Genomic DNA, 23,983 nt, shown 5'->3' with positions numbered 1-23,983 from the left:
GCTGTTTGCTTTTGCTTTCGAATGAAATAAATTTGTGGTTCGGGTCACATTGTTATTAGAATGTTGCTGGTCGCAGTAATATTCTGGAGAGCAATGTATGACCGTAAAAGTTATCGTCACCGATATGGACGGAACTTTCCTTGATGACGCCAAGCAGTACGATCGTGACCGCTTTTTGGCGCAATTTCAGCAGCTTCAGGCCCGCGACATCGAGTTCGTGGTCGCCAGCGGGAATCAGTATTACCAGCTCATCTCCTTCTTCCCGGAACTGAAAGAACAGATCTCCTTCGTGGCGGAAAACGGCGCCCTGGTCTTCGATCACGGCGAGCAAATTTTCCACGGCGAACTGACGCGTCACGAATCACAGATCGTGATCGGCGAATTACTGAAAGACAAACAGCTCAACTTCGTCGCCTGCGGGCTGGAGAGCGCCTACGTCAGCAAAAACGCACCGGACGAATTCGTGGCGCTGATGTCCAAACACTACCATCGCTTACAGCGCATCAGCGACTATCAGGAGATCGACGACGTGCTGTTTAAGTTCTCCCTGAACCTGCCGGACAGCGATATTCCTGACCTCATCGACAAACTGCACGTCTCGTTAGACGGCATCATGAAACCCGTCACCAGCGGCTTTGGCTTTGTTGATTTGATCATTCCTGGCCTGCACAAAGCCAACGGCATCAGCCGCCTGCTGAAACGCTGGAATGTCTCTCCCCAGGAGTGCGTGGCGATTGGTGACAGCGGCAACGACGCGGAGATGCTCAAGCTGGTGAAATACTCGTTTGCCATGGGCAATGCGGCGGAAAGCATCAAAACCATCAGCAAATTCAGCACCGATGACAATAACCATCAGGGCGCGCTGAACGTCATTCAGGCCGTGCTCGACAATACCGCCCCGTTTTAACCTCTGATCCCTCCCCTGCCGGGGCGACGCTCCGGCACCTCACTCTTTTTTTCATCCTGTGCTGCCCGTCAAGTTTTTAAACTTGCATTAACTTATTTTTAACTTAAAGTATCACTTGTAGATACTTTTACTTTCGAATGAAAGACAGCGAGGCAGTTATGACCTTCTCCAGTGAAATTTTGCCTGCGGACCACAAAGCCGCCATTCGCCAGTTAAAACGCGAGTTACGTGCCCAAATCGGTGACGTTCAGGGCGTTTTTGACCAGCTCAGCGATAAAATTGCCACCCGCGTGGCGGAAATCAACGCCCTGAAAAGCAAGGGTGAAAGCGTCTGGCCGGTTATTCCGTTTGAAGATGTGAAGAACGGGAAGATCACGGCAGCGCAGCGCGAGGCGGTGAAACGCCGTGGCTGCGCGGTGATCAAAGGTCATTTCCCGCACGAGCAGGCGCTGGCGTGGGATAACTCGATGCTCGACTATCTCGATCTCAACCAGTTTGACGAGGTATACAAAGGGCCGGGGGATAACTTCTTTGGTACCCTGACCGCTTCGCGCCCGGAGATTTTCCCGATCTACTGGTCGCAGGCGCAGATGCAGGCGCGTCAGAGTGAAGAGATGGCGCAGGTGCAATCGTTCCTGAACCGTTTATGGACCTTTGAGAGCAACGGCAAACAGTGGTTCAACCCGGACGTCAGCGTGATCTACCCGGATCGCATCCGCCGCCGCCCGCCGGGCACCACCTCGAAAGGTCTGGGCGCGCATACGGATTCCGGCGCGCTGGAACGCTGGCTGCTCCCGGCCTATCAGCAGGTCTTTGCCCGCGTGTTCGACGGGAATGTCGATCAGTATGATCCTTGGAATGCAGCGCATCGCACCGAAGTGGAAGAGTACACCGTGGATAACACCACCAAATGCTCGGTGTTCCGTACCTTCCAGGGCTGGACCGCGCTGTCGGATATGATTCCGAATCAGGGTCTGCTGCACGTGGTGCCGATCCCGGAGGCGATGGCCTACATTCTGCTGCGTCCGCTGCTGGACGATGTGCCGGAAGATGAACTCTGCGGCGTTGCGCCAGGCCGCGTGCTGCCGGTCTCCGAGAAGTGGCATCCGCTGCTTATCGAAGCTCTGACCAGCATTCCGGCACTGGAGGCGGGCGATTCCGTGTGGTGGCACTGCGACGTGATCCACTCGGTCGCGCCGGTGGAGAATCAGCAGGGCTGGGGCAACGTGATGTACATTCCTGCCGCGCCGATGTGCGAGAAAAACCTCGCCTACGCGCAGAAAGTCAAAGCGGCGCTGGAAACCGGGGCGTCACCGGGCGATTTCCCGCGCGAAGATTATGAGAAAACCTGGCAGGACCGCTTTACCCTGAACGATCTCAATATCCACGGGAAACGCGCGCTGGGCATGGCCTAAGCGTCGTACAGCCCTTCCCGCTCCACGGCGGTGCGTCGTTTTCCCTGACGTATCCGCCGTACCGACTCCCGCACTGCCAGCGTGCCGTTCAGCAATAGCGTCCCGACCGGCGCGTCCGGGCGCATCAGCCTTTGCTGGAGCATATGCACCGCTTCGGTTCCCAGCTCGTCGCGCGGAACATGCACCGCCGTTAAGGGCACATCCTGAATCGCGGCCAGATTAAAGCCGTCGATACTCATCACCGACACATCCTGCGGGACGCGCAGGCCGTGCTTTTGCAGCGCGCGAATCGTGCCCTCTGCCATGAAATCCCCGCCGACTAAAAAGGCCGTCGGCAGCGTTTTTTCCGCCATCTGGCTCAGCCATTCACTCACCTGCTGCTCGGTCTCTTTGGCGCTGAAACTCGGCACCACCAGCAGATCGCGCTTGTCGTTGAATTTCAGATTATGCCCGCGCCACGCATCGCGAATGCCCGCCAGACGCAGCTCCATGGTGTAGCGGCGCAGGCACAGGACGTTCATCACCTCGCGATGACCCATCTCAAGCAGATACTCCGCCGCCCGTTCGCCAATCGCGCGATGATCGGGTGCCACGGCGGGCAGGCGCATCCGCTGGTCCCGGCAGTTAATTAGCATGCAGGGCTTGCCAATATCGACGGCCAGATCGTGAATATGCGGGTCGTCAATGCCGAGCAAAATCGCCGCCTGGGTGTCGGGCTCGTTCATGCGCGCGAGGAACAGCTGCGCGTCGCTGTCGTTCTCCTCCAGGGCGCAGTAGCGTAGCCGGACTTCGTGGGAGGCCAGCCCTTTGCTGACGCTCTGGATCACGCGGTAGTAAAAGATGTCGGACCGCTCGTCAAACGCGCGCTGCGCTGCGAAGACCACCAGACTGTTAAGCAGCAAGCGCCCGGCGGCCATGCCGTCCATCACCCCCAACTCGCGCGCGCAGGCCAGCACTTTGGTGCGCGCCTTTTCACTGGTGTTCGACTTCCCCGCCAGCACGCGGGAAACGGTGCTGATCGAGAGCTGCGTCCGGGCGGCGATTTCGGCGATTTTAAGTCTTTTATCCATTTTGTGATCTCGCTCCATTTGCCAAATGAAAAAATTTTCATAGCGTGAGATTGCGGTAACAGCAGGCTTTAACAGCATCATGCCAAAATAAGTCGCACAGTTATGAGAAAGCTTGCACAAAATCCACTATTTCCCGCTCATTTTCTCCCTTAAGGTGAACTTGTCACACCACTTCCATACTAGTTGTATAGCAACTTGAAGTCATAAAACAGATAACTATCAAAGGCATAAAAACCGGTGTGACACCCGATACGTTCATCCCCTTACCGTCCGTCTTGTGGAGAGAAAAATGAGTCAGGACATTAATACCCCTGTCGTGGCAAGCAAAGCCCGCCGCGTCATCAAGAATCTGCGCTGGTACGTGCTGGTGCTGTTTTTACTGGGCGTCACCGTTAACTACATCACCCGTAACTCGTTAGGCATTCTGGCCCCTGAACTGAAAGAGAGCATGGGGATCACCACCGAGCAGTACTCCTGGATCGTCGGTGCATTCCAGATTGCCTATACCCTCTTCCAGCCTCTGTGCGGCTGGCTGATTGACGTGATTGGCCTGAAGATTGGCTTTATGGTCTGCGCCGGGATCTGGGCGCTGATGTGTATTTTCCACGCCGGAGCCAGCAGCTGGCTGCATCTGGCGGTTCTGCGCTTCTTCATGGGTGCATCCGAGGCCGCCGCGACACCGGCGAACGCCAAAACCATCGGCGAGTGGTTCCCGAAATCTGAGCGTCCGGTGGCCGCTGGTTGGGCAGGCGTCGGCTTCTCGATTGGGGCGATGCTGGCTCCACCTATCATCTACTTCGCTCACGCCTCCTTCGGCTGGCAGGGCGCGTTTATGTTTACCGGCGTGCTGGCCCTGCTGTGGGTGATCCTGTGGTGGGCCTTCTACCACAACCCGGAGCAGCACCCGAATCTGGGCAAGGACGAGCTGGCATTTATTAAGCAGGATAACGAACCGCCTGCCGTCAGAATGCCGTTCCTGACCGCCCTGAAAACCGTCTCCAAAAACAAACGCTTCTACGGGATCGCTATTCCGGCCTTTATGGCGGAACCGGCCTGGGCGGTACTGAGCTTCTGGGTGCCGCTGTATCTGGCGAAAGAGCACGGCATGGATCTGAAACAGATTGCGATGTTCGCCTGGCTGCCGTTCCTCGCCGCCGATCTGGGCAGCGTGGTCAGCGGCTACCTCACCCGCCTCTACACCCGCTGGTTCGGCTGTACTCGCGTGAACTCCGTCGTGGCGAGCTCCGTTACCGGTGCCTTCCTGATGATCTCCCTGGCGGCGGTCGCCATTACCCGTGACCCCTATATCACCATCGTGCTGATCTCCATCGGCGGTTTCGGCCATCAGATCATCTCCTGCATGTTAAGCGCCCTGGTGGTGGAGTCGTTCGACAAAGGCCAGATGGCCACCGTCAACGGTATGCGCGGCTCGGCGGCGTGGATCGCTAGCTTCCTGTTCTCTCTGTTAATTGGTGTGACCGCCGACAAAATCGGCTTCAACCCGCTCTTCATTGCCATGGGTTTCTTTGACCTGATTGGCGCTGTTTTCCTGGTGGCATTTATTGCTGAACGTCGCGCCAAGCGCGCCTGATAGTGGATGTATTGCATATGAAAACCCTGAAAAACTGGACCCTTCTTGAACAGTCCGCGAACCATCTGGAACTGTTGGTCGATAGCCAGCACCGTCTGTGCCTGTATGTGCTGGAACAGAATCTGTTCCGCGTGCTGATCAAACGCAAAGGCGAGCTGTCGCTGAATAAAACCTGGAGCATCGCGCCGGATAAGGATGTGCCGTGGGAAGGTCGTCAGCGCGACGATCTGAGCGGATTTACCTGCCCGACATGGACGCTGACCCAGCAGGACGACGTCCTGACGATTTCCACTGAGCAGCTGCGCGTTACCGTCCATCAGCCTCTGTGGCTGGAGTGGCACTATCGCAACGAGGCCGGTGAGTGGCAGGAGCTGGCGCACGATCGCCCGACCAGCGCCTACCTGCTAAACGCCCACGGCGACGGCGCGGCGCACTATCTCAGCCGTCGTAAGGACGAGCGTTTTTACGGTCTGGGCGAAAAAGCGGGCGATTTGCAGCGCAACGGCAAACGCTACGAGATGCGTAACCTCGACGCGATGGGCTATAACGCGGTCAGCACCGACCCGCTGTACAAGCATATTCCGTTCACCATCACCCGCCGCGACGACGTGAGCTACGGTCTGTTTTACGACAACCTGAGCAGCTGCTGGCTGGATCTGGGCAACGAAATCGACAACTACCACACGCCGTATCGCCGCTGGCAGGCCGAAGCGGGCGATATCGATTACTACATTTTCACCGGCAAACGCGTACTGGACGTGACCAAAGCCTTTGTCCGTCTGACCGGGAAAACCCTGTTCGGCCCGAAATGGAGCCTGGGCTACAGCGGCTCGACCATGCACTACACCGACGCGCCGGACGCGCAGAACCAGCTGATGAACTTTATCCGCCTGTGTGAAGAGCATGCGATTCCGTGCGATTCGTTCCAGCTGTCGTCCGGGTATACCTCGATCAACGGCAAGCGCTACGTCTTCAACTGGAACTACGACAAAGTGCCGCAGCCGAAGGTGATGAGCCAGGCGTTCCACGACGCGGGGCTGAAGCTGGCGGCGAACATCAAGCCGTGCCTGCTGCAGGATCATCCACGCTATAACGAAGTGGTAGAACGCGGGTTGTTTATCCGTGATTCAGAAACCGATGCACCAGAACGTTCCAGCTTCTGGGATGACGAAGGATCTCACCTCGACTTTACCCATCCGCAGACCATTCAGTGGTGGCAGGAAGGCGTCACCACCCAGCTGCTGGAGGTGGGTATCGACTCCACCTGGAACGACAACAACGAGTTTGAAGTCTGGGACGGGGAAGCGCGCTGCCACGGGTTTGGTCAGGAGATTGCCATCAAGCATATCCGCCCGGTGATGCCGCTGCTGATGATGCGCGCCTCGATGGAAGCTCAGCAGCGTTTTGCTCCGGACAAACGTCCGTACCTGATCTCCCGCTCCGGCTGCGCCGGGATGCAGCGCTACGTCCAGACCTGGAGCGGCGATAACCGCACCAACTGGGACACCCTGCGCTATAACACCCGCATGGGGCTGGGGATGAGCCTCTCCGGGCTGTTTAACGTCGGGCACGATGTCGGTGGGTTCTCCGGCGATAAACCGGACGCAGAGCTGTTTGTACGCTGGGTTCAAAACGGCGTGATGCACCCGCGCTTCACCATTCACTCGTGGAATGACGATCATACGGTGAACGAGCCGTGGATGTATCCGGGCGTGACGCCTGCCATTCGCGGTGCGATTGAGCTGCGCTATCGTCTGCTGCCGTATCTCTACACCCTGCTGTGGCAGGCCCATGCGGATGACGAGCCGATGCTGCGCCCGACCTTCCTCGATCACGAGCATGACGCGCAGACGTTCGAAGAGTGCGACGATTTCCTGCTGGGTCGCGATGTGCTGGTCGCCAGCGTCGTCGAGCAAGGTCAGCGCGAGCGCCGCGTCTGGCTGCCGGATAACGAAACCGGCTGGTACGATTTTTACACTCACGAGTGGTTCTCCGGCGGGCAGTGGATCGTCCGCGACGCACCGCTGGAAAAACTGCCGCTGCTGGTACGCGCCGGTGCGGGTCTGCCGCTCAGCGAACGTATCACCCATGTGAGTGCTGAGAAGGATGATACGCGCGAGCTGAAATTGTTCCCGGTAAAAGGCGTGGGCACGACGTCAGGCATGCTGTTTGAGGACGACGGCGAGAGCTGGGGTTATCAGAAAGGTAATGCCCTGTGGCTGGCCTGGGAGATGGTGTGTGAAGGGTCGACTATTAACCTGAACGTGACGGCGCGCGGGGATTATCGCCCGGCGTGGAAAGCGTTGAAGGTGTCGTTGCCGGTGGGTGAGAAACGTAAGTTGCTGGTGAACGGTATCGAGCAGAGTGAGTGGGTTTTGTAGTCGTTGATTGCCGGGTGGCGGCTTCGCCTTACCCGGCCTACGGGTTCAGAACCATAAAAAACGGCAACCCTTGGGTTGCCGTTTTGCATTGACCTTGTAGGCCGGGTAAGCGTCAGCGCCACCCGGCATTTTTACATCAGCCGTCAATACCTTTGCTACGCAGATAATCTTCGTAATTCCCGGTGAAGTCCACGATGCGCTCCGGCGTAATCTCAATCACGCGGGTCGCCAGGGAGCTGACAAACTCACGGTCGTGGGAGACGAAGATCAGGGTGCCCTGATACATCTCCAGCGCCATGTTCAGGGATTCGATCGATTCCATATCCAGGTGGTTGGTCGGTTCGTCCATGATCAGGATGTTCGGTTTTTCCATCATCAGCTTACCGAACAGCATGCGGCCCTTTTCACCACCGGACAGCACTTTGGCAGGCTTTTTGATGTCGTCCTGGCTGAACAGCAGACGGCCCAGAATGCCGCGAACCGCTTGTTCGTCGTCGCCTTCCTGCTTCGACTGGCTCATCCAGTCGAAGACAGTCAGATCGTTTTCGAACTCGTATTCGTGGTCCTGCGCGTAGTAACCGAGCTGGGCGTTTTCAGACCACTTCACGGTACCGTGGTCAGGCTGAAGTTCGCCGACCAGGGTTTTCAGCAGGGTTGATTTACCCACGCCGTTCGCGCCCAGTACCGCAATCTTCTCGCCCACTTCCAGCAGCAGGTTGAATTTTTTGAACAGCGGGCCGTTATCAAACCCTTTCGCCAGCGCTTCCACTTCCAGCGCGTTACGGAACAGTTTCTTGTCCTGCTCGAAGCGAATGAACGGGTTCTGACGGCTGGACGCTTTCACTTCGTCCAGCTTAATTTTATCAATCTGACGGGCACGAGACGTCGCCTGACGAGATTTAGAGGCGTTGGCGCTAAAGCGGCTAACGAAGGATTGCAGGTCAGCAATCTGCGCTTTTTTCTTGGCGTTATCCGCCAGCAGACGTTCGCGCGCCTGAGTGGCCGCGGTCATGTATTCGTCGTAGTTGCCCGGATAAACGCGCAGCTCGCCGTAGTCCAGATCGGCCATGTGGGTGCAGACCATATTCAGGAAGTGACGGTCGTGCGAAATGATGATCATGGTGCTGTCGCGATCGTTCAGCGTTTGCTCCAGCCAGCGGATGGTGTCGATGTCCAGGTTGTTCGTCGGTTCATCGAGCAGCAGAATGTCCGGGTTGGAGAACAGGGCCTGCGCCAGAAGGACACGCAGCTTCCAGCCTGGTGCGACTTCGCTCATCAGGCCGTAGTGTTGTTCAACAGGAATACCGACGCCGAGCAGCAGCTCACCGGCACGGGATTCGGCAGAGTAGCCGTCCATTTCGCCGTACAGCACTTCGAGGTCAGCCACTTTATAGCCGTCCTCTTCGCTCATTTCAGCCAGCGCGTAAATGCGGTCGCGCTCTTGCTTCACTTCCCACAGTTCCCCGTGTCCCATGATCACGGTGTCGAGCACGGTAAACTCTTCGAAGGCGAACTGATCCTGACGCAGCTTACCGAGGCGCTCGTTCGGATCGAGCGACACGTTGCCGAGCGTCGGCTCTAAGTCGCCGCCGAGAATCTTCATAAAGGTGGATTTTCCGCTACCGTTGGCACCAATCAGGCCGTAACGGTTGCCGCCGCCAAATTTGACGGAAATGTTTTCGAACAGCGGCTTACTGCCAAACTGCATAGTGACGTTGCTGGTAACTAACACGGGGAGATTCCTGCGAAAAAGTGTGATAAACATGGCATTATGCCACAATTCCGAAATGAGATCCCGTGTTGCAACGAACCACTAAACTTTAACAAAATCGAAAAAAATGTGATTTCGTACACATCTGAATTCCATGCGCGAGGGAATGCACATATAATGCGCTCCCATCAATGATTCAGACTCATCAACTAATCGCCAGAGTGGCAAAGATACCTCGCATAACATGAATATGAAATTATCAACGCTTTTTGCGGCGGCGTTAGCCGTAGTAGGTTTTTGCAATACCGCTTCTGCGGTGACTTATCCGCTGCCGACAGACGGTAGCCGTCTGGTGGGTCAAAACCAGGTGGTTATTGTTCCGGAAGGCAACTCCCAGCCGCTGGAATATTACGCCGCTGAATACCAGTTGGGCCTGTCCAACATGCTGGAAGCTAACCCGGGCGTTGACCCGTATCTGCCAAAAGCCGGGACCGTGCTGAACATTCCTCAGCAGTTGATCCTGCCGGACACCGTCCATGAAGGTATCGTGATCAACAGCGCCGAAATGCGTCTGTATTACTACCCGAAAGGCACCAACACCGTCATCGTTCTGCCGATTGGTATCGGTCAGCTGGGTAAAGACACCCCGCTGAACTGGACCACCAAAGTAGAGCGTAAGAAAGCGGGTCCAACCTGGACGCCAACCGCCAAAATGCACGCCGAGTACATCGCTGCCGGTGAACCGCTGCCAGCCGTTGTGCCAGCCGGCCCGGACAACCCTATGGGTCTGTACGCGCTGTACATCGGTCGTCTGTATGCGATCCACGGAACCAACGCCAACTTCGGTATCGGCCTGCGCGTGAGCCACGGCTGCGTGCGTCTGCGTAACGACGATATCAAGTTCCTGTTCGAGAATGTGCCGGTCGGTACTCGCGTCCAGTTCATCAATGAGCCGGTCAAAGCGACCTCCGAGCCAGATGGCAGCCGCTACATCGAAGTACACAACCCGCTGTCCACCAGCGAAGACCAGATCAACAACAACGAGATCGTGCCGATCACCCTGAAGAGCAACATTCAGGCGGTCACCGGCCAGGCCGATGTTGAATCGACCGTTGTGGATCAGGCAGTGCAGAACCGTTCCGGTATGCCGGTACGTTTGAATTGATTTAAGTTGTCGCAAACAAAAAAGCGGGCTCATCAGCCCGCTTTTTTATTACCCGTTATTCACGATAACGATGCCGCCGTGATCGTACCGGTAGTGGCAGTGCGCGTACTCCAGCGGCGTGCCATCCTCAAGATAGATCACCTGCTCCACCTCCAGCACCGGGTCGGTTTGTTCGCAGACCAGATGCTGCATATCCAGCGCATTCGGTTTTAACGCCCGCACCACGCGATACGACCCCATGATTTTCAGCCCCAGCGTCTCCTGGACATACTGGAACACCGAGCTTTCGAGATGGGTTTTATTGAGGCCCGGCACCAGATTCAGCGGCATGACCGTGGAATCCAGCGACATCGGCTCGCCGTTGAGGGAGCGCAGGCGGATAAAATCATAGATCGGCGTATCGGCATTAATCATCAGGGACGACTGCTCTTTCTCGTTCGGGAAGCGCAGCTCGAAATGAACGACTTTGCTGCTCACCGTCCCGAGATGTTCCCAGGTTTTGGTCGCGCCGAAGTAGTCGCTGCCGGAGAGATCCCACTGGGAGAGTTGCAGGAAGTTTTTACGAATAAAAGTCCCCTGCCCCTGGCGCGTGTAGACCAGCCCTTCGACGATCAGCTGGCGCATCGCCTGCTGGATGGTCATCCGGCTGGTGCTGAACTCCGCCGCCAGCGCAAACTGGTCTGGCAGCGGTTCATTGGCGGCATACTGCTGGCTGATAATGCGTTTCTTAATTTCCCGCGCGATGGTGATGTACTTCGCCGCCATGCCTTTTCCTTTTGATTAATCCGCTATCACACTGTTTTTCAACGCCACCCTCTCAGCAATCTTGAGGAAAGGCAGGTAGAAGAATACACCAAATACAATGATTGCCAACTGAACCACCACCGCCCGCCAGTCCCCCGCCGTCGCCAGCCAGGCGCTGAGTATCGGCGGCGTGGTCCATGGGATCATCACCACGCAGCGCGACATCAGCCCGAGCGTGGTACAGAGCCAGGCGAAGTAAATCCCGATCGCCGGAAGTAACACAAACGGGATCATCAACGGCAGGTTAAAGACAATCGGCAGGCCAAAAATCACCGGCTCGTTGATGTTAAACAGCCCCGGCGCCAGCGACAGGCGCGCCACCTGTTTGGCCGATTTCTGGCGCGAGAAGATGAAGATGGCGATCAGCAGCGAAATAGTGCTGCCTGTCCCGCCAATCATCCCGAAGGTCGGGACAAAAATATTGTTGATGATATGCGGGATCGGCTGACCGTTGGCGAAGGCCAGCATGTTCTCATTGGTGTTGATTAACAGGAAAGGTTCCAGAATCACGCTGTTCACCACCGACTGGTGAATACCGAGCGTAAACAGGAAATTCCCGAAGCTGTAGATAAAAATGGTGCCGGGCAGACTGGTGTTAATCAGTCGCAGCGGCTGCTGGATGAAATGGGTGATCAGGTGGATCAGATCCGTGTGCAGTACGTTCGCCAGCAGCGCCGCCACAACGGCGAAGAGCGAAAGCGTGATGATGGTCGGGATCAGCGCCGTAAAGGATTTACTCACCGCAGGCGGGACGTTCTCGCCGAGCGAAATGTGCAATGCTTTCAGGCGCGAAATGGCGATAAACACTTCGGTAGAGATCAGGCCGATCAGCACGCCGGCAAAAATCCCCGTCGAGCCAATATTGCCGAACGTCAGCACCTGGGTGACGTTCACCGCAGTCTGGCTGCCGACGGGCACTAATTGCAACTGCATCGGCATCATAATGATAAAACTGCTGACGGCGATAACCACTGCCGAAACCGGGTTGTCAAAATCTTTGTTGCGCGCCAGCGACCAGGCAATCATTGGGGCCAGCAACAGCGCCGCGATGTTCAGCGTGCCGTTGATGATCGCCTCGCCCCACACTTTGAACTGGGCGAGAGTTTCACCCTCCAGCACCCACGGAAACACCACGTTATTCACCAGTACCGCAAGACCGGCAAGGATGAAGATCGGCATCACCGTGGCGAAGGCATCGCGCAGGGAGCGTAAGTGCACCTGGTTGGCCAGGCGCGCGGAGAACTCAACAAATCTGTCGACAAACGACTGCATCGCAGGTGTAATTTTTGTATCAGACATAGCGGATATTTCCCATCAATCAGTCACAAAAACCGGTCCGGCAGCGTACGACTTACAGCTCGCTTCCGTTGCTATGAATAGCCTGTTTTAACCACGCGTAGCTCTTTTTCGGCACGCGTTTCATATCTTTAAGATCGTGGTTCTCGCGGTTGACATACACCACGCCGTAGCGTTTACGCATGTCGCCCTGGGAGCTGAGAATGTCGATCAAACCCCAGCCGAGATAGCCGATCACCTGCGCACCGTCTTCGAAGATCGCCGCTTTCATCGCCTCGAAATGCTTGCGGTGATAGTCGATGCGGTAGTCATCTTCGACCGGATTCACGCCGTCCCAGGACTCAATCACCCCGATGCCGTTTTCAATCGGGAACACCGGCAGACGCCAGTCGTTGTAGTAGCGGGTGATGATGGTGCGGAAACCGAGCGGGTCGATCTGCCAGTTCCATTCGGTGGCTTTCAGGAACGGGTTGTTTTTCTCGCCGTGTGCCAGGTAGTAGTTGACCGGCGTGCCTTCCGGGATCGGGTCGCTGTCGAGGGTTTTACTCGCGTAGTAGCTGAAGGCCATGAAGTCGTTTTTGGTGCGCGCCAGCAGAGCCAGATCTTCCGCGCGATAGATATCGCCGAAGCCTTGCTGCTCAACCACCGCCATCACCGCCGGGCTGTAGCCTTGCCCCGCAAAGACGCGCAGCAGGTTCTGGTTGAGGAATTCGTCGTACTGCTGAGCGCAGAAGATATCGCGCGGTTTGCAGGTCGCCGGATAAATGAGCTGATGCGCCAGCATGCCGCCCATCATCTGGCCCGGTTTGGCCTGATGCAGATACTCCGTCAGCGCCATGTGCGCCACCATCGTATGGTGCTGAATTTCGTACAGTTCACGCAGGGTTTGCTCGCCGTTCATGTAGCCCGACACCCGGAACGCTTCCGGCATGTGGAAAATGTTCTGCTCGTTGAAGGTCAGCCAGTACTTCACGCGGTCGCCGTAGCAGTCGATCATCTTTTTGCCGTAGCGCACAAACGCGTCCAGCACCCGACGGTCGTTAAAGCCGTTGTACTCCTGGGCCAGCGCCAGCGGCATGTCGAAGTGATACAGGCAGACCATCGGCTCGATACCGCGCGCGATGAGATCGTTGATGAAACGATCGTAGAACGCGATGCCCTCTTCGTTGAATTCGCCGTCGCCCTGCGGGCAGATGCGGCTCCAGGAGATCTGGAAGCGGTAGCAGTTCATGCCCAGATCCTGCATCAGGTCGAAATCTTCTTTATAGCGATGATAGGAGTCGGTGGCGACTTTCCAGTCCGAGGCGTTTTCACCGGCTTCGCGGATGTCGTACACCGACATGCCTTTTCCGCCCTCGTTCCACGCCCCCTCGGTCTGCATGCTGGACACCGAGTTACCCCATAAAAAGTTTGCTGGCAGTGATTGCTTCATGGTCTCTCCCTATATGACTAGTCATTTAAATTTCATGACTAGTCATATAGCCAAAGATGAAAAATCAAGCAAAGGGAAGGATCGTTTTTTGTGAGCGGGATAGAAATAAAAAAGCCGGATGGCGCTTCGCTTATCCGGCCTACGTTCGTGGATTTGTGTGTGTTTTTTGTAGGCCGGGCAAGCGCAGCGCCGCCCGGCGATGGAGGTTAACCCTTCAGCTGATTCTGGCGATATTCGCCCTGACGCTCCAGCATCCAGCCCGGATATTCCCGCGGCAGCGCGCTGACGGCGTCGAGCTGGTGCAGTTCATCGTCGCTCAGACGAATTGCGGTCGCGGCGATATTGTCATCAAGCTGGTCAACGCGTTTGGCGCCAATGATCACGCTGCTCACCACCTTCTGATGCAGCAGCCACGCCAGCGCGATCTGCGCCACCGACACGCCTTTGCTCTCGGCAATGGTGCGCATCACATCGACACAGTCGAACGCGCGCTCTTTCTCCACCGGCGGGAAGTCAAACTCCTGACGACGACTGCCTGCTTCGCTCTGACCGTCGCGGCTATACTTCCCGCTCAGCAAACCACCGGCCAGCGGGCTCCAGACCATCAGCCCGACGCCTTCGCTTTGCATCATCGGCACTAATTCACGCTCCAGATCGCGCCCGGCGATGGTGTAGTACGCCTGAAGCGAAGCAAACCGCGCCAGCCCAAGACGCTCGGAGATCCCCAGCGCTTTGGTGATCTGCCACGCCGCCCAGTTCGACACCCCGATGTAGCGCACATGGCCGTGCTGCACCAGATTATCCAGGGCGTAGAGCGTCTCTTCGATTGGCGTTGCCGGGTCGAAACCGTGCAGCTGATAAAGATCGATATGATCGAGCTGCATGCGGCGCAGACTCTCTTTGACGCTATTGATGATGTGATAGCGCGAGCTGCCGCGCGAGTTGACGCCTGCCGTGCCGGTTTCGCCGAAGACTTTGGTGGCAACGACCACATTTTCACGCGGGATCTTAAGATTTTTCAGCGCCTGGCCGGTGATCTCCTCCGAGCGCCCTTCCGAGTAGACGTTGGCGGTATCGATAAAGTTAATTCCGGCATCCAGCGCGCGGCCTACCAGCTTTTCCGCCTCGCTCTGCTGGAGCTGACCAATTTTACCCCACATGCCGCCTTCGCCCCCGAAGGTCATGGTGCCGAGGCAGAGTTCAGAAACAAACAGACCGGTATTGCCCAGTTTTTGATAACGCATATGACGTTCCTCACAGTGTTCGTTTGATGGGTGCCGGATAGTTATACTCCGCCCCAGCAAAACGCGAATGTGGCGTTCCTGTCTGTTTCTTGCCCAATCCTCTGAACGTTATCCGCGCGGGGCGTCGCCAAATACCGAATAATCCGGCAAATTCACCTGCTGATACGGCTCCCAGCCCCCGCCGAGGGCCTTGTAGAGCGCCACCAGATCGAGCGCACTTTGCACCTGGGCCTGCGCGCGCTGCTGTTGCGCCTGAGCCAGCTGGCGCTGGGCATCCAGCACGTCGATAAAGCTGGCTATCCCCTGGCGATAGCTGTCGCTCGCCAGATCGAATGCGTTTTGCAGCGCATCGATGGTTTTGCCTAAACCCGCTTCACGCTGCTGATCCGTGCGATAGCTGACCAGCGCGTTTTCCACATCCCCCAGCGCGGTGAGTACCGTCTGGCGATAGTCCAGCACCGCGGCCCCCTGCTGCGCGCGCGCCACTTTGACGCTGGAGACCAGCCGTCCGCCCTGGAAAATCGGGATCGAAACCTGCGGGCCGACGCTGTAAAAATGGCTGCTCCAGTCCGTGAGCCAGTTGGTTTCGCTGTTGCGCAGGCCAAACTGCCCGGAGAGCGACACGCTCGGGAACAGCTCGGCGACGGAAACGCCGATTTGCGCCGTCGCCGCATGAAGATTGGCTTCCGCCTCGCGCACGTCCGGGCGACGGCGGGCCAGGGTTGACGGGATGCCCGTCGGCACAATCTCCGGCAACGCCGGGAGCGGTTGAACGGAACGCAGCTCGCCATCCAGCGCACCCGGCGGTTTGCCGAGCAAAATCGCCAGGCCGTTCATCGCCTGACGCTCCTGCGCCTGATATTGCGGGAGCTGGGCTTCCAGATTGCCCAGCTGCGCGCGAGCGTTTTCCACATCCATCTGCGGCGAGAGCCCGCCGCGCTGGCGGCTCTCGGTCAGATCGAGGGTTTGCTGCGCGCTCTCGATTTGCGTATTGAGCGTCGCCATCACGCTTTGCGCGCCTCGCAGCTGCAGCCAGGCGCGCGCCACTTCGGCTTCCAGGGAGACCAGCGCGTCATTACGCTGCTCAATCGCCGCCCGCTGCTGCGCCTCTGCGCCTTCCACCTGACGGCGCACTTTGCCCCACAGATCGAGCTCCCACTGGGCGTCAAAGCTGCCCTGATAGAGGTTCACCGGCTGAGTGAGCGGGCCCAGCGCGCCTTTCAGATCCGGGTCGACGTTATCTATCTGGTCGTAAACCCCATGCGATTTCAGTTCACCTTCCAGACCCAGCTGCTGGCGGGTGGCCTGTAAATTGCCGTTCACCGAGGGATAAAAGGCCCCGCCCGCCTGGGTAATTTGCTCGCGCGCCCCGGCGATGCGCAGGACCGTCTGTTGCAGCGAGAGGTTTCCGGCAATCGCCCGGTCAATCAGACTGTCGAGCTGTGGGGAGCCAAAGGTCTTCCACCAGCGGGGGTTCACCGCCTTGCTCTCGGCTTTCGATTTCACCTCCGCATCGCCCGGATCGTTCCACTTCGCGGGCGTATTTGGCGCGGGCGGCTGGTAGTCCGGCCCCACGGCGCACCCGGCTAACAGCAACACTAAAAACAGGGGGGACAAACGTGTGTAGATCATCAATGTGCTCCTGCACTGCCTTCGCTTTTCACCGGCGAGAGCAACAAACAAAACGGAATAAGCAGTAATGCGACCGCGCTCAGGATCGTGAAAACGTCCACGTAGGCCAGAAAGCGCGACTGTTCAATCATGGTCTGGTACATGCGCCCGGTGGCGATATCCAGCGGGTTGCCGACCTGGGTGGTGAAGTTCTGGATCGCCTGCGCCGACTCCCGCAGCGCCAGCTGGAACTGCTCGTTAAACGGCGAGGCGTGATAGGCCAGATGCGCGCTGTGCGTCTGGGCGCGCTCCGTGATGGCGGCGGTCGAGAGCGAAATCCCGATCGATCCGGCCACGTTACGGAACATGGTGAAGAGCGCGGCGGCGTCGCCGTTGAGCTGTCTGGGTATCGAAATAAAGGCGATGGTGGTGAGCGGAACAAACAGGAACCCCAGCCCGAACGACTGGGCGCTACGAAACAGCACCAGCGTCTCGAAATCGATATCCGGCGTCAGAGTTCGCGACCAGAAGAACGACACCGCCAGACAGGCGAAACCAAAGGCGATGATCCACCGCGTTTGCACGATGGGCATCAGTTTCAGCACCAGCGGGATGGTCAGGACAATCAGCACCGCGCCGGGCGAGAGCACCATCCCGGACCAGGTGGCGGTGTAGCCCAAATCCTGCTGGGCGAGCTGCGGGATCACCACCGAACTGCCGTACAAAATCATCGCCATCCCGCCCATCAGCAGACAGGCCACGGCAAAGTTTTTGTCCTTCATGCAGCGCAAATCCACCACCGGTTTTTTGGCGTAAAGGAGCCAGTAAATCGCGCCGATAATGCCAATAAGCGTCAGTACCGCGAAGGTGCGGATAAAGTTCGAGTAGAACCAGTCGTCATCTTCGCCGCGATCGAGCATCACCTGCAGACAGCCGAGCCCAAGGGCGATCAGGCCAATCCCCGTCCAGTCGATGGAGAGTTTCTCTTCGGATTTGCGCTCCCACGGCGGATCTTCCAGCAGCTGATAAATCGCCAGCACCGTCACGATGCCAACCGGAATATTGATAAAGAAGACCCAGCGCCAGGAGTAGTTATCGGTGATCCAGCCGCCGAGCGTCGGCCCCAGCACCGGGGCCACGATGATCGCGATCGACGACAGGCCAAAGGCTTTGCCGCGATCTTCGGGTTTGAAGTAGTCAAGCAGCACCGACTGTTGCGTGGGCTGAAGCCCGCCGCCAAAAAAGCCCTGCATGATGCGAAACAGAATGATTTGCCACAGCTCCGTGGCTATCCCGCACAGGAAGGAGCAGATAGTGAACATCACGATGCAGATCAGGAAGAACTGCTTGCGGCCAAACACCCGGCTGAGAAACGCCGAGATGGGCAGCACGATGCCGTTGGCGACCAGATAGCTGGTGAGCACCCAGGTCGATTCGTCGTAGCTGGCCGAGAGCGAACCGGCCACGTGCGGGAGCGCCACGTTGACGATGGTGGTGTCGAGGATCTCCATAAACACCGCCAGCGTGACGACAATCGCCACCGCCCAGGGATTACTGGCGGGCCGCCAGTTTTCGTGGCTGTGGTCCGTCATTCCAGTGTGACCTTCGGCGCAACGGAGAGCCCCAGCGGCAGAGGCATGTTCGGGTCCAGTCCTTTGTCGATGACGATTTTGACCGGAACGCGCTGCACGATTTTCACAAAGTTGCCGGTGGCGTTTTCCGCCGGGAAGGCCGAGAAGCGCGAGCCGCTCCCCTGCTGGATACTGTCGATGTGGCCTTCGAGTTTTATGTTCGGCCAGGCATCGACGGTGATCGCCACCTTATTACCGGGGCGCATGCGCTCAAGCTGAGACTCTTTGAAGTTGGCCACCACCCAGATGTCCGGCGACACCAGCGAAAACAGCGCCGTACCGGCCTGCACCAGGGTGCCCGTCTGAACGTTACGCTTGGTGACAAACCCATCGAACGGGGCGCGCACTTTGGTATAGGAGAGATTCAGGTTGGCGGTTTCGAGCTGGGCTTTCGCCTGATCGACCTGACGTTCACGCGCTTCGACGTTGGTCTCCTGCTGGCGGATCTGGAGCTGAACTTGCTCCGCTACTTCCAGCTGAGCCTGCGCACTGGCAAGCCCGGCCTGCGCGCTGCGCAGCTGGGCATTCGCGGAATCAATACTTTGTTGGGTGGTGGCGCGGGGATCGACACCGCGCTGGCGGCGATACTCGGCCTGCGCATTCGCCATATCCGCCTGCGCTTTCAGGACCTGAGCTTTGGCTTCATCGCGCTGGGCGGGATATTGCACCTTCGACAGCGCCAGCTGGGCCTGCGCCTGATGCAGCTGTGCCACGGCCAGGCCTAACTGCGCCTGGGCCTGATCGCGCTGAGCGGTAGTATCACGCGGATCGATGACTACCAGCAGATCGCCCTTCCTGACCCGCTGGTTATCGCGCACCCGCAGATCCGTGACGTAGCCTGCCGCTTTCGGGGCAATAGTCACCACGTTGGCATCGGTAAAGGCGTCATCCGTCGTCTCTTCGTTGCGGGTGAGAAACCACCACACCAGCGCCGCGACGACCATCACCACCACCACGATCCCAAGAATGATTAACGGTTTTTTCCCGGGACCTTTGCGCTCTGGTTTTTCGTTTTGTTCTGAGGTTTCGTTTTCGTCTGCCATATGCCAACAACGTTCCTGTCAGTGAACGGCATCACATTTATGCCGTTCACTAAAGTTAGGACGTTGCTATACATTTGCCAGGAAAACCTGACAATTAGCGCACTATATGAGAAGGAATAATCCGAAACCGACGGCGGCCGCCCAGACCAGCATTGGCAGGGACCAGAGGTGGAATCGCCACCAGATCCGGCGGTTGTTTGCCATGCGCAGAGCGATCAGATTGGCGAGCGATCCCGGCAGTAAGCCGAATCCGCCCACGTTCACAGCCCAGGCCAGCAGCGCGGTTGGCGGGACGTAGTTGATCAGCAGGATAGTCGACGGGACGTTGCTGATAAATTGCGACAGGCCAATTGCCGTCAGCCACAGGCCGAGCGGAGACAGTCCGCTGACGCTGTGCAGGGAATTCTGCAGGGCGGGAAGTTGAATCAGCAGATGCACGTCGATAAACATCGCCATGAATACCAGCAGCAGCGTCCAGTCAACGCTGATCAGCACCCGGCGCGCCAGGAGTAAAAAACCGCCCGCCACCAGCAGGGCGCCCCACAGCGCCAGCTTCAGTTCCAGCGCCGTCAGGAAAACGATATACAGGGCCAGACAACCCCACACCAGCCGCGGATTCCATGACGAGGCCTGGGTTCCGGTGTGGTAGTTGAGCGCTTTATTCGGAAAGGCGAACCAGCACACCGCCAGCAGGGAGAGCATCATCACCAGCGCCAGAGGCGCCATTTGCCAGGTGAACGCCGTGAACGACAGCCCGGAGCGCCCCCAGAGGAGTATGTTTTGCGGGTTGCCGATCGGCGTCAGCAGCGATCCGGCGTTAACCGCCAGCGCTTCGAAGATAATCAGCCGATTGACCGGGATCTCACACAGCTTGCGCAGCGTCAGAGTCAAAGGCACGACGATAAACAGCGCCACGTCGTTGGTCAGAAAGGTGGAGAGCAGCGCGGCGGCCAGCACCATAAACAGCGACAGCTTTCGCTCGGTGGCAAAGCGGCGCACCATTTTGCGCCCGATGACGTCGAAATAGCCGCTCTGCTCCACCCCTTTGGTAAGCATCATCAGCCCGCTCAGGGTAATGATGGTGTGCCAGTCGATAGCCGCCGGCCAGGCGGCGGGCGCAAAGGGCACGAAAAAGCTCAGCCCGACGCCAATCAGTAACAGAAGATGCAAAAAGCGATCGCGGGCGAGCGCCCGCAGCCCCGGAATGTTCATTCAGCAGCCGATCCGAATTTGAGCGTGAACTCGCGGAATTTCTCCAGCGTCTCTTCGCTGACGTGGTGTTCAATCCCTTCCGAATCGCGGCGAGCGATGTCTTCGCTCACGCCCAGCACCAGCAGGAAGTTTTCGACGATCTGATGGCGCTCGCGACTTTCCTGCGCCAGTTTTTCCCCTTCCGGCGTCAGGAACACCCCGCGCCACGGGATCATTTCAATCAGCCCGACCGAGGCCAGGCGTTTTAACATTTTGGCAACCGTGGGCTGCGACACGCCCAGGCGGGCAGCCATATCCACCTGACGCGCTTCCCCGACCTCGCGAAAGAGATCGGAAATCAGCTCAACGTAGTCATCAATCAGCTCGCGACGGTGCGCCTCACGCACCTGACGAAACCCTTCAACATGCTCTTCAACATTCACCAGTTGCGTCTTTTTTTTTGTAGTTGGCTTACCTGCGCGACGGTTCATTGCACTTCCTCAGTGGGTTGACGCCCCTGGCGTCCTGTAACGAGAGCGCACAGTGTAAACCATCCCTCTACAAGCACAAAAAATTAACGAATTAGCCATAGCTATACAATATAGCCTGTGCTATATCTGTATGTAATGCAGTCACCCTTCACGGATCGAAGGGATCCGAAATCAGGAGGTCACATGAACGAATTCAAGAGGTGTATGAAAGTGTTTAGCCACTCCCCCTTTAAAGTACGCTTAATGCTGCTGAACATGCTGTGCGATATGATCAACGGCAAACCACAGCAGAACGACAAGCCATCCCACTAAGCGGCGTCGCGGTACGCCGCTTTCATTTTTTCGTCACAATTCCCGCGCAAACTGCCCTGTTAGCCCCCAATTCCCGATCTTTTTTACGGATTTGTAATCCCTCTCGCAAAACATCTTCTTAGCAACTGTTGACCTGAATGCCGACTGGCTCTATCTTCTTGCAGCCCTGCACCATTTGCGGCTCGCTGAAGCGGACCCTCATTCCCTCTCCACGCACTGTCAGGCAGGCTTTGCCCTCGACGCCAGGGTGAGCACATGGCGTTTTCACGATAGTGACCTATGAATTTAACCCTGAAAGAAACATTAATTACCCGCAGTCGGGCCTTAAGCCCGTGGACGGGATTCTACTTTCTGCAATCGCTGCTCATTAACTTTGCGCTGGGCTATCCCTTTAGTCTGCTTTACGCCGTGGCCTTTACCTGTCTGCTGCATTTGATGTGGCGCAGCGCGCCGCGTGCACAAAAAGTGGTGGTCGGCATCTGCTCTGTCGTGGCGGCGATGTACTACCCCTTTGGTCAGGCCTATGGCGCGCCCAACTTCAACACCCTGCTGGCGCTGCACTCCACCAATATGGAAGAGTCCACGGAGATCCTGACGATCTTCCCGTGGTACAGCTACGTCATCGGCCTGTTTATTTTTGCGCTCGGCGTGATTGCCGTGCGCCGTAAGCCGCAAGAGAAAAAGCCGTGGAGCATGATTGAAAACCTGTGCCTGGTCATCGGCGTGGCGACATTCTTTGTCGCACCGGTACAAAACCTGGCCTGGGGCGGCGTGTTCAAGCTGAAAGACACCGGCTATCCGGTGTTCCGCTTCGTCAAAGATATTGTGGTCAACAATAAAGAAGTGCTCGACGAGCAGACGCGTATGGCTGAGCTTTCGAATATGAAAGACACCTGGAACGTGCTGGCCGTGAAACCGAAATATCACACCTACGTGGTGGTGATCGGCGAGAGCGCGCGTCGCGATGCGCTGGGCGCATTCGGCGGTCACTGGAATAACACGCCGTTTGCCAGCTCGGTGAACGGCACCCTGTTTACGGATTACGTGGCGGCAAGCGGCTCGACGCAGAAATCGCTCGGCCTGACGCTCAGCCGCGTCGTGGACGGTAAACCGCAGTATCAGGATAACTTTGTCACTCTGGCTAACCGCGCCGGTTTCCAGACCTGGTGGTTCTCGAATCAGGGACAAATCGGCGAGTACGATACGGCCATAGCCAGTATCGCCAAGCGTGCGGACGAAGCGCAGTTCCTGAAAAACGGAGATTTTGAGGCGGATAAAAATACCAAAGACGAAGCGTTGCTCAAGATGACGTCGCAGGTATTTGCCAGCCAGCGCACCCAGCCGCAGCTAATTGTCCTGCATCTAATGGGTTCTCACCCGCAGGCCTGCGATCGTACGCAGGGGAAATACGCGGAGTTTGTGCAGTCGAAAGAGACCTCCTGCTATCTCTATACCATGACCCAGACCGACGATCTGCTGAACAAGCTCTATACCCAGCTGCGTAATACCGGCGATAGCTTCTCGATGGTCTACTTCTCGGATCACGGTCTGGCATTCAAAGAGCGCGGCAAAGAGGTGCAGTACCTGGCCCACGACGATAAGTTCCAGCAGAACTTCCAGGTGCCGTTTATGGTGCTGTCGAGCGATGATAAAACCCATCGCATCATCAAAGCGCGCCGTTCCGCGAATGATTTCCTGAGCTTCTTCTCGCAGTGGACGGGAATTTCTGCCAAAGAGATCGCTAACAGCTACCCTTTCATGTCCAACAAGAAAGCGCCGCCGGTCTACATTACTAACTTCAAGCTACAGAAAGTGGAGTATACCCATTTGGGTACAGATCTTTTTGAGGTGAAAAGCAGATAGGTAAGGTGCGGCCTGATGCCCTCTCCCCATGGGAGAGGGTAAAAACATAAAAAAAAATCCGCCACATTGGGCGGATTTTTTACTGGCTCACCGAAGTGATTAGAAGCGGTAACCCACGCCTGCGATCCAGGTGCCAACGTCAACGTTGCGGATACGGCTCTGCTCATAGGAGAAGTCCAGAGCAACGTTTTCGATTGGGTTGAACTGCATACCTGCGCCGTAAGAGAAACCGTAGTCGCTGGTAGATGCAGTGCGGTTCAGACCCTGGTTTTCAGTCTGCTGGAATTTACCGTAGCCAACACCTACAACACCGTAGATGCTTGCCCAGTCGTTCAGGCGGTAAGCAGGACCAGCGGTCACACCGTAGTACTGAGCTTTGTTATAAGCGCCATCTTCAGTACGATCTTTCTCGGTGTAAGTGAAAGAACCGATCACGCCCAGCGGGTTGTTGTCCTGCTCGTAGCGGTACTTCAGGTTGAAACCGTTAGCTTTGTTTACTACGCCCTGCATATCGCTCTGAGCGTAACCACCGGTAACAGTGGAAGTAGCAGCTACAGCGGTACCTGCGGAAACAGCCAGAACAGCGGCCAGTGCTGAAAGACATGCAATTTTTTTCATAACCACCTCAAATGTGCTTCAAGTAAATCCGTAAGTTTTAAATATATCAAAAAATCTTGTGAAACTCTTTGTGATTCGTATTGTCTAACCCAGCCTTTGATGTAACAGAACATTTCAAGGCGCAGCTATCTCATTCAAAAAACGCGGAATTTCTACATTAATACGCTGATTCTGCGCGCCAATGGCGTTACATTCATCCAGATTAAT

The 23,983-nt window shown here is 57.0% G+C and carries 19 protein-coding genes; 7 read left to right on the top strand and 12 right to left on the bottom strand.

The window, feature by feature from the left end:
- The first annotated feature begins 97 nt into the window (after positions 1-97).
- A complete protein-coding gene (locus QQF33_RS18300; protein ID WP_285145487.1) occupies positions 98-907 on the top strand; it encodes a Cof-type HAD-IIB family hydrolase in 810 nt (269 codons plus the stop codon).
- A 158-nt stretch (positions 908-1,065) separates the two neighbouring features.
- Positions 1,066-2,322 (top strand): DUF1479 domain-containing protein, encoded by a 1,257-nt coding sequence (locus QQF33_RS18295; protein WP_285158388.1) that lies wholly within the window; start codon positions 1,066-1,068, stop codon positions 2,320-2,322.
- Here the strand turns inward: QQF33_RS18295 and QQF33_RS18290 are convergent.
- Positions 2,319-3,392, bottom strand: a complete 1,074-nt coding sequence (locus QQF33_RS18290; RefSeq protein WP_285158387.1) for a LacI family DNA-binding transcriptional regulator — start codon at positions 3,390-3,392, stop codon at positions 2,319-2,321. The two genes, QQF33_RS18295 and QQF33_RS18290, sit on opposite strands and share 4 nt — an antisense overlap.
- 289 nt (positions 3,393-3,681) lie before the next feature.
- On the opposite strand from QQF33_RS18290, the gene QQF33_RS18285 reads away from it, so the two are divergent.
- Positions 3,682-4,983: an MFS transporter gene (locus QQF33_RS18285; protein WP_285145490.1), complete on the top strand. Its 1,302-nt coding sequence runs from the start codon at positions 3,682-3,684 to the stop codon at positions 4,981-4,983.
- A gap of 17 nt (positions 4,984-5,000) precedes the next feature.
- The gene (locus QQF33_RS18280; protein WP_285158386.1) at positions 5,001-7,364 is read left to right on the top strand and encodes a glycoside hydrolase family 31 protein; all 2,364 of its coding nucleotides are present in this window, start codon (positions 5,001-5,003) and stop codon (positions 7,362-7,364) included.
- A 136-nt stretch (positions 7,365-7,500) separates the two neighbouring features.
- Here QQF33_RS18280 and QQF33_RS18275 read toward each other — a convergent pair whose 3' ends face one another.
- Positions 7,501-9,096, bottom strand: coding sequence for an ABC-F family ATPase (locus tag QQF33_RS18275; protein WP_285149090.1), 1,596 nt, complete (start codon positions 9,094-9,096; stop codon positions 7,501-7,503).
- A gap of 223 nt (positions 9,097-9,319) precedes the next feature.
- Here QQF33_RS18275 and ldtB point away from each other — a divergent pair, with 223 nt between their 5' ends.
- Positions 9,320-10,240, top strand: coding sequence for a L,D-transpeptidase (gene ldtB, locus QQF33_RS18270; protein ID WP_282492289.1), 921 nt, complete (start codon positions 9,320-9,322; stop codon positions 10,238-10,240).
- Between the two features lie 48 nt (positions 10,241-10,288).
- Here ldtB and QQF33_RS18265 read toward each other — a convergent pair whose 3' ends face one another.
- From QQF33_RS18265 to mntR, 9 genes are all read right to left on the bottom strand, one after another.
- Complete coding sequence (locus QQF33_RS18265; RefSeq protein WP_103948755.1) at positions 10,289-11,005, bottom strand: GntR family transcriptional regulator; 717 nt, start codon at positions 11,003-11,005, stop codon at positions 10,289-10,291.
- 15 nt (positions 11,006-11,020) lie between these two features.
- A complete protein-coding gene (locus tag QQF33_RS18260) occupies positions 11,021-12,343 on the bottom strand; it encodes a PTS sugar transporter subunit IIC (protein WP_282492287.1) in 1,323 nt (440 codons plus the stop codon).
- A 52-nt stretch (positions 12,344-12,395) separates the two neighbouring features.
- The gene (locus QQF33_RS18255) at positions 12,396-13,772 is read right to left on the bottom strand and encodes a glycoside hydrolase family 1 protein (protein ID WP_285149089.1); all 1,377 of its coding nucleotides are present in this window, start codon (positions 13,770-13,772) and stop codon (positions 12,396-12,398) included.
- 206 nt (positions 13,773-13,978) lie between these two features.
- The gene (locus QQF33_RS18250) at positions 13,979-15,016 is read right to left on the bottom strand and encodes an aldo/keto reductase (protein ID WP_285149088.1); all 1,038 of its coding nucleotides are present in this window, start codon (positions 15,014-15,016) and stop codon (positions 13,979-13,981) included.
- A gap of 108 nt (positions 15,017-15,124) precedes the next feature.
- The gene (locus QQF33_RS18245; protein ID WP_285149087.1) at positions 15,125-16,648 is read right to left on the bottom strand and encodes an efflux transporter outer membrane subunit; all 1,524 of its coding nucleotides are present in this window, start codon (positions 16,646-16,648) and stop codon (positions 15,125-15,127) included.
- Positions 16,648-18,219: a DHA2 family efflux MFS transporter permease subunit gene (locus QQF33_RS18240; RefSeq protein ID WP_285149086.1), complete on the bottom strand. Its 1,572-nt coding sequence runs from the start codon at positions 18,217-18,219 to the stop codon at positions 16,648-16,650. The genes QQF33_RS18245 and QQF33_RS18240 overlap by 1 nt, the downstream gene beginning before the upstream one ends.
- Positions 18,216-19,301, bottom strand: a complete 1,086-nt coding sequence (locus QQF33_RS18235; RefSeq protein ID WP_285149085.1) for an HlyD family secretion protein — start codon at positions 19,299-19,301, stop codon at positions 18,216-18,218. Before QQF33_RS18235 ends, QQF33_RS18240 begins: the two co-directional genes overlap by 4 nt.
- 102 nt (positions 19,302-19,403) lie before the next feature.
- Positions 19,404-20,513: an SLC13 family permease gene (locus QQF33_RS18230; protein WP_285149084.1), complete on the bottom strand. Its 1,110-nt coding sequence runs from the start codon at positions 20,511-20,513 to the stop codon at positions 19,404-19,406.
- The gene (gene mntR / locus QQF33_RS18225; protein WP_282492280.1) at positions 20,510-20,983 is read right to left on the bottom strand and encodes a manganese-binding transcriptional regulator MntR; all 474 of its coding nucleotides are present in this window, start codon (positions 20,981-20,983) and stop codon (positions 20,510-20,512) included. Before mntR ends, QQF33_RS18230 begins: the two co-directional genes overlap by 4 nt.
- Before the next feature lie 183 nt (positions 20,984-21,166).
- Here mntR and mntS point away from each other — a divergent pair, with 183 nt between their 5' ends.
- Both mntS and QQF33_RS18215 read left to right on the top strand, forming a co-directional pair.
- Positions 21,167-21,295 carry a manganase accumulation protein MntS gene (gene mntS / locus QQF33_RS18220; protein WP_282492279.1) on the top strand — a complete coding sequence of 43 codons (129 nt, stop codon included), beginning with the start codon at positions 21,167-21,169 and terminating at the stop codon, positions 21,293-21,295.
- Positions 21,296-21,574: 279 nt separating this feature from the next.
- Positions 21,575-23,158 carry a phosphoethanolamine transferase gene (locus QQF33_RS18215; protein ID WP_285145497.1) on the top strand — a complete coding sequence of 528 codons (1,584 nt, stop codon included), beginning with the start codon at positions 21,575-21,577 and terminating at the stop codon, positions 23,156-23,158.
- Positions 23,159-23,257: 99 nt separating this feature from the next.
- Here QQF33_RS18215 and ompX read toward each other — a convergent pair whose 3' ends face one another.
- Positions 23,258-23,776 carry an outer membrane protein OmpX gene (gene ompX / locus QQF33_RS18210; protein ID WP_282492277.1) on the bottom strand — a complete coding sequence of 173 codons (519 nt, stop codon included), beginning with the start codon at positions 23,774-23,776 and terminating at the stop codon, positions 23,258-23,260.
- Positions 23,777-23,983 lie beyond the last annotated feature (207 nt).

Origin of the sequence: Lelliottia wanjuensis (assembly GCF_030238365.1) — a bacterium.
Classification (GTDB): Bacteria; Pseudomonadota; Gammaproteobacteria; order Enterobacterales; family Enterobacteriaceae; genus Enterobacter; species Enterobacter wanjuensis.
Note: the sequence above shows the minus strand (reverse complement) of the source record. Positions and strands in the feature narration are given on the sequence as shown.

Bases quoted from the DNA above. Each gene is read 5' to 3' on its own strand.
- QQF33_RS18250 (WP_285149088.1), bottom strand. From the start codon at position 15,016: ATGCGTTATCAAAAACTGGGCAATACCGGTCTGTTTGTTTCTGAACTC.
- QQF33_RS18245 (WP_285149087.1), bottom strand. From the start codon at position 16,648: ATGATCTACACACGTTTGTCCCCCCTGTTTTTAGTGTTGCTGTTAGCC.
- mntR (WP_282492280.1), bottom strand. From the start codon at position 20,983: ATGAACCGTCGCGCAGGTAAGCCAACTACAAAAAAAAAGACGCAACTG.
- QQF33_RS18280 (WP_285158386.1), top strand. From the start codon at position 5,001: ATGAAAACCCTGAAAAACTGGACCCTTCTTGAACAGTCCGCGAACCAT.
- QQF33_RS18235 (WP_285149085.1), bottom strand. From the start codon at position 19,301: ATGGCAGACGAAAACGAAACCTCAGAACAAAACGAAAAACCAGAGCGC.
- QQF33_RS18300 (WP_285145487.1), top strand. From the start codon at position 98: ATGACCGTAAAAGTTATCGTCACCGATATGGACGGAACTTTCCTTGAT.
- mntS (WP_282492279.1), top strand. From the start codon at position 21,167: ATGAACGAATTCAAGAGGTGTATGAAAGTGTTTAGCCACTCCCCCTTT.
- QQF33_RS18255 (WP_285149089.1), bottom strand. From the start codon at position 13,772: ATGAAGCAATCACTGCCAGCAAACTTTTTATGGGGTAACTCGGTGTCC.
- QQF33_RS18215 (WP_285145497.1), top strand. From the start codon at position 21,575: ATGAATTTAACCCTGAAAGAAACATTAATTACCCGCAGTCGGGCCTTA.
- QQF33_RS18240 (WP_285149086.1), bottom strand. From the start codon at position 18,219: ATGACGGACCACAGCCACGAAAACTGGCGGCCCGCCAGTAATCCCTGG.
- QQF33_RS18230 (WP_285149084.1), bottom strand. From the start codon at position 20,513: ATGAACATTCCGGGGCTGCGGGCGCTCGCCCGCGATCGCTTTTTGCAT.
- ompX (WP_282492277.1), bottom strand. From the start codon at position 23,776: ATGAAAAAAATTGCATGTCTTTCAGCACTGGCCGCTGTTCTGGCTGTT.
- ldtB (WP_282492289.1), top strand. From the start codon at position 9,320: ATGAATATGAAATTATCAACGCTTTTTGCGGCGGCGTTAGCCGTAGTA.
- QQF33_RS18295 (WP_285158388.1), top strand. From the start codon at position 1,066: ATGACCTTCTCCAGTGAAATTTTGCCTGCGGACCACAAAGCCGCCATT.
- QQF33_RS18260 (WP_282492287.1), bottom strand. From the start codon at position 12,343: ATGTCTGATACAAAAATTACACCTGCGATGCAGTCGTTTGTCGACAGA.
- QQF33_RS18290 (WP_285158387.1), bottom strand. From the start codon at position 3,392: ATGGATAAAAGACTTAAAATCGCCGAAATCGCCGCCCGGACGCAGCTC.
- QQF33_RS18285 (WP_285145490.1), top strand. From the start codon at position 3,682: ATGAGTCAGGACATTAATACCCCTGTCGTGGCAAGCAAAGCCCGCCGC.
- QQF33_RS18265 (WP_103948755.1), bottom strand. From the start codon at position 11,005: ATGGCGGCGAAGTACATCACCATCGCGCGGGAAATTAAGAAACGCATT.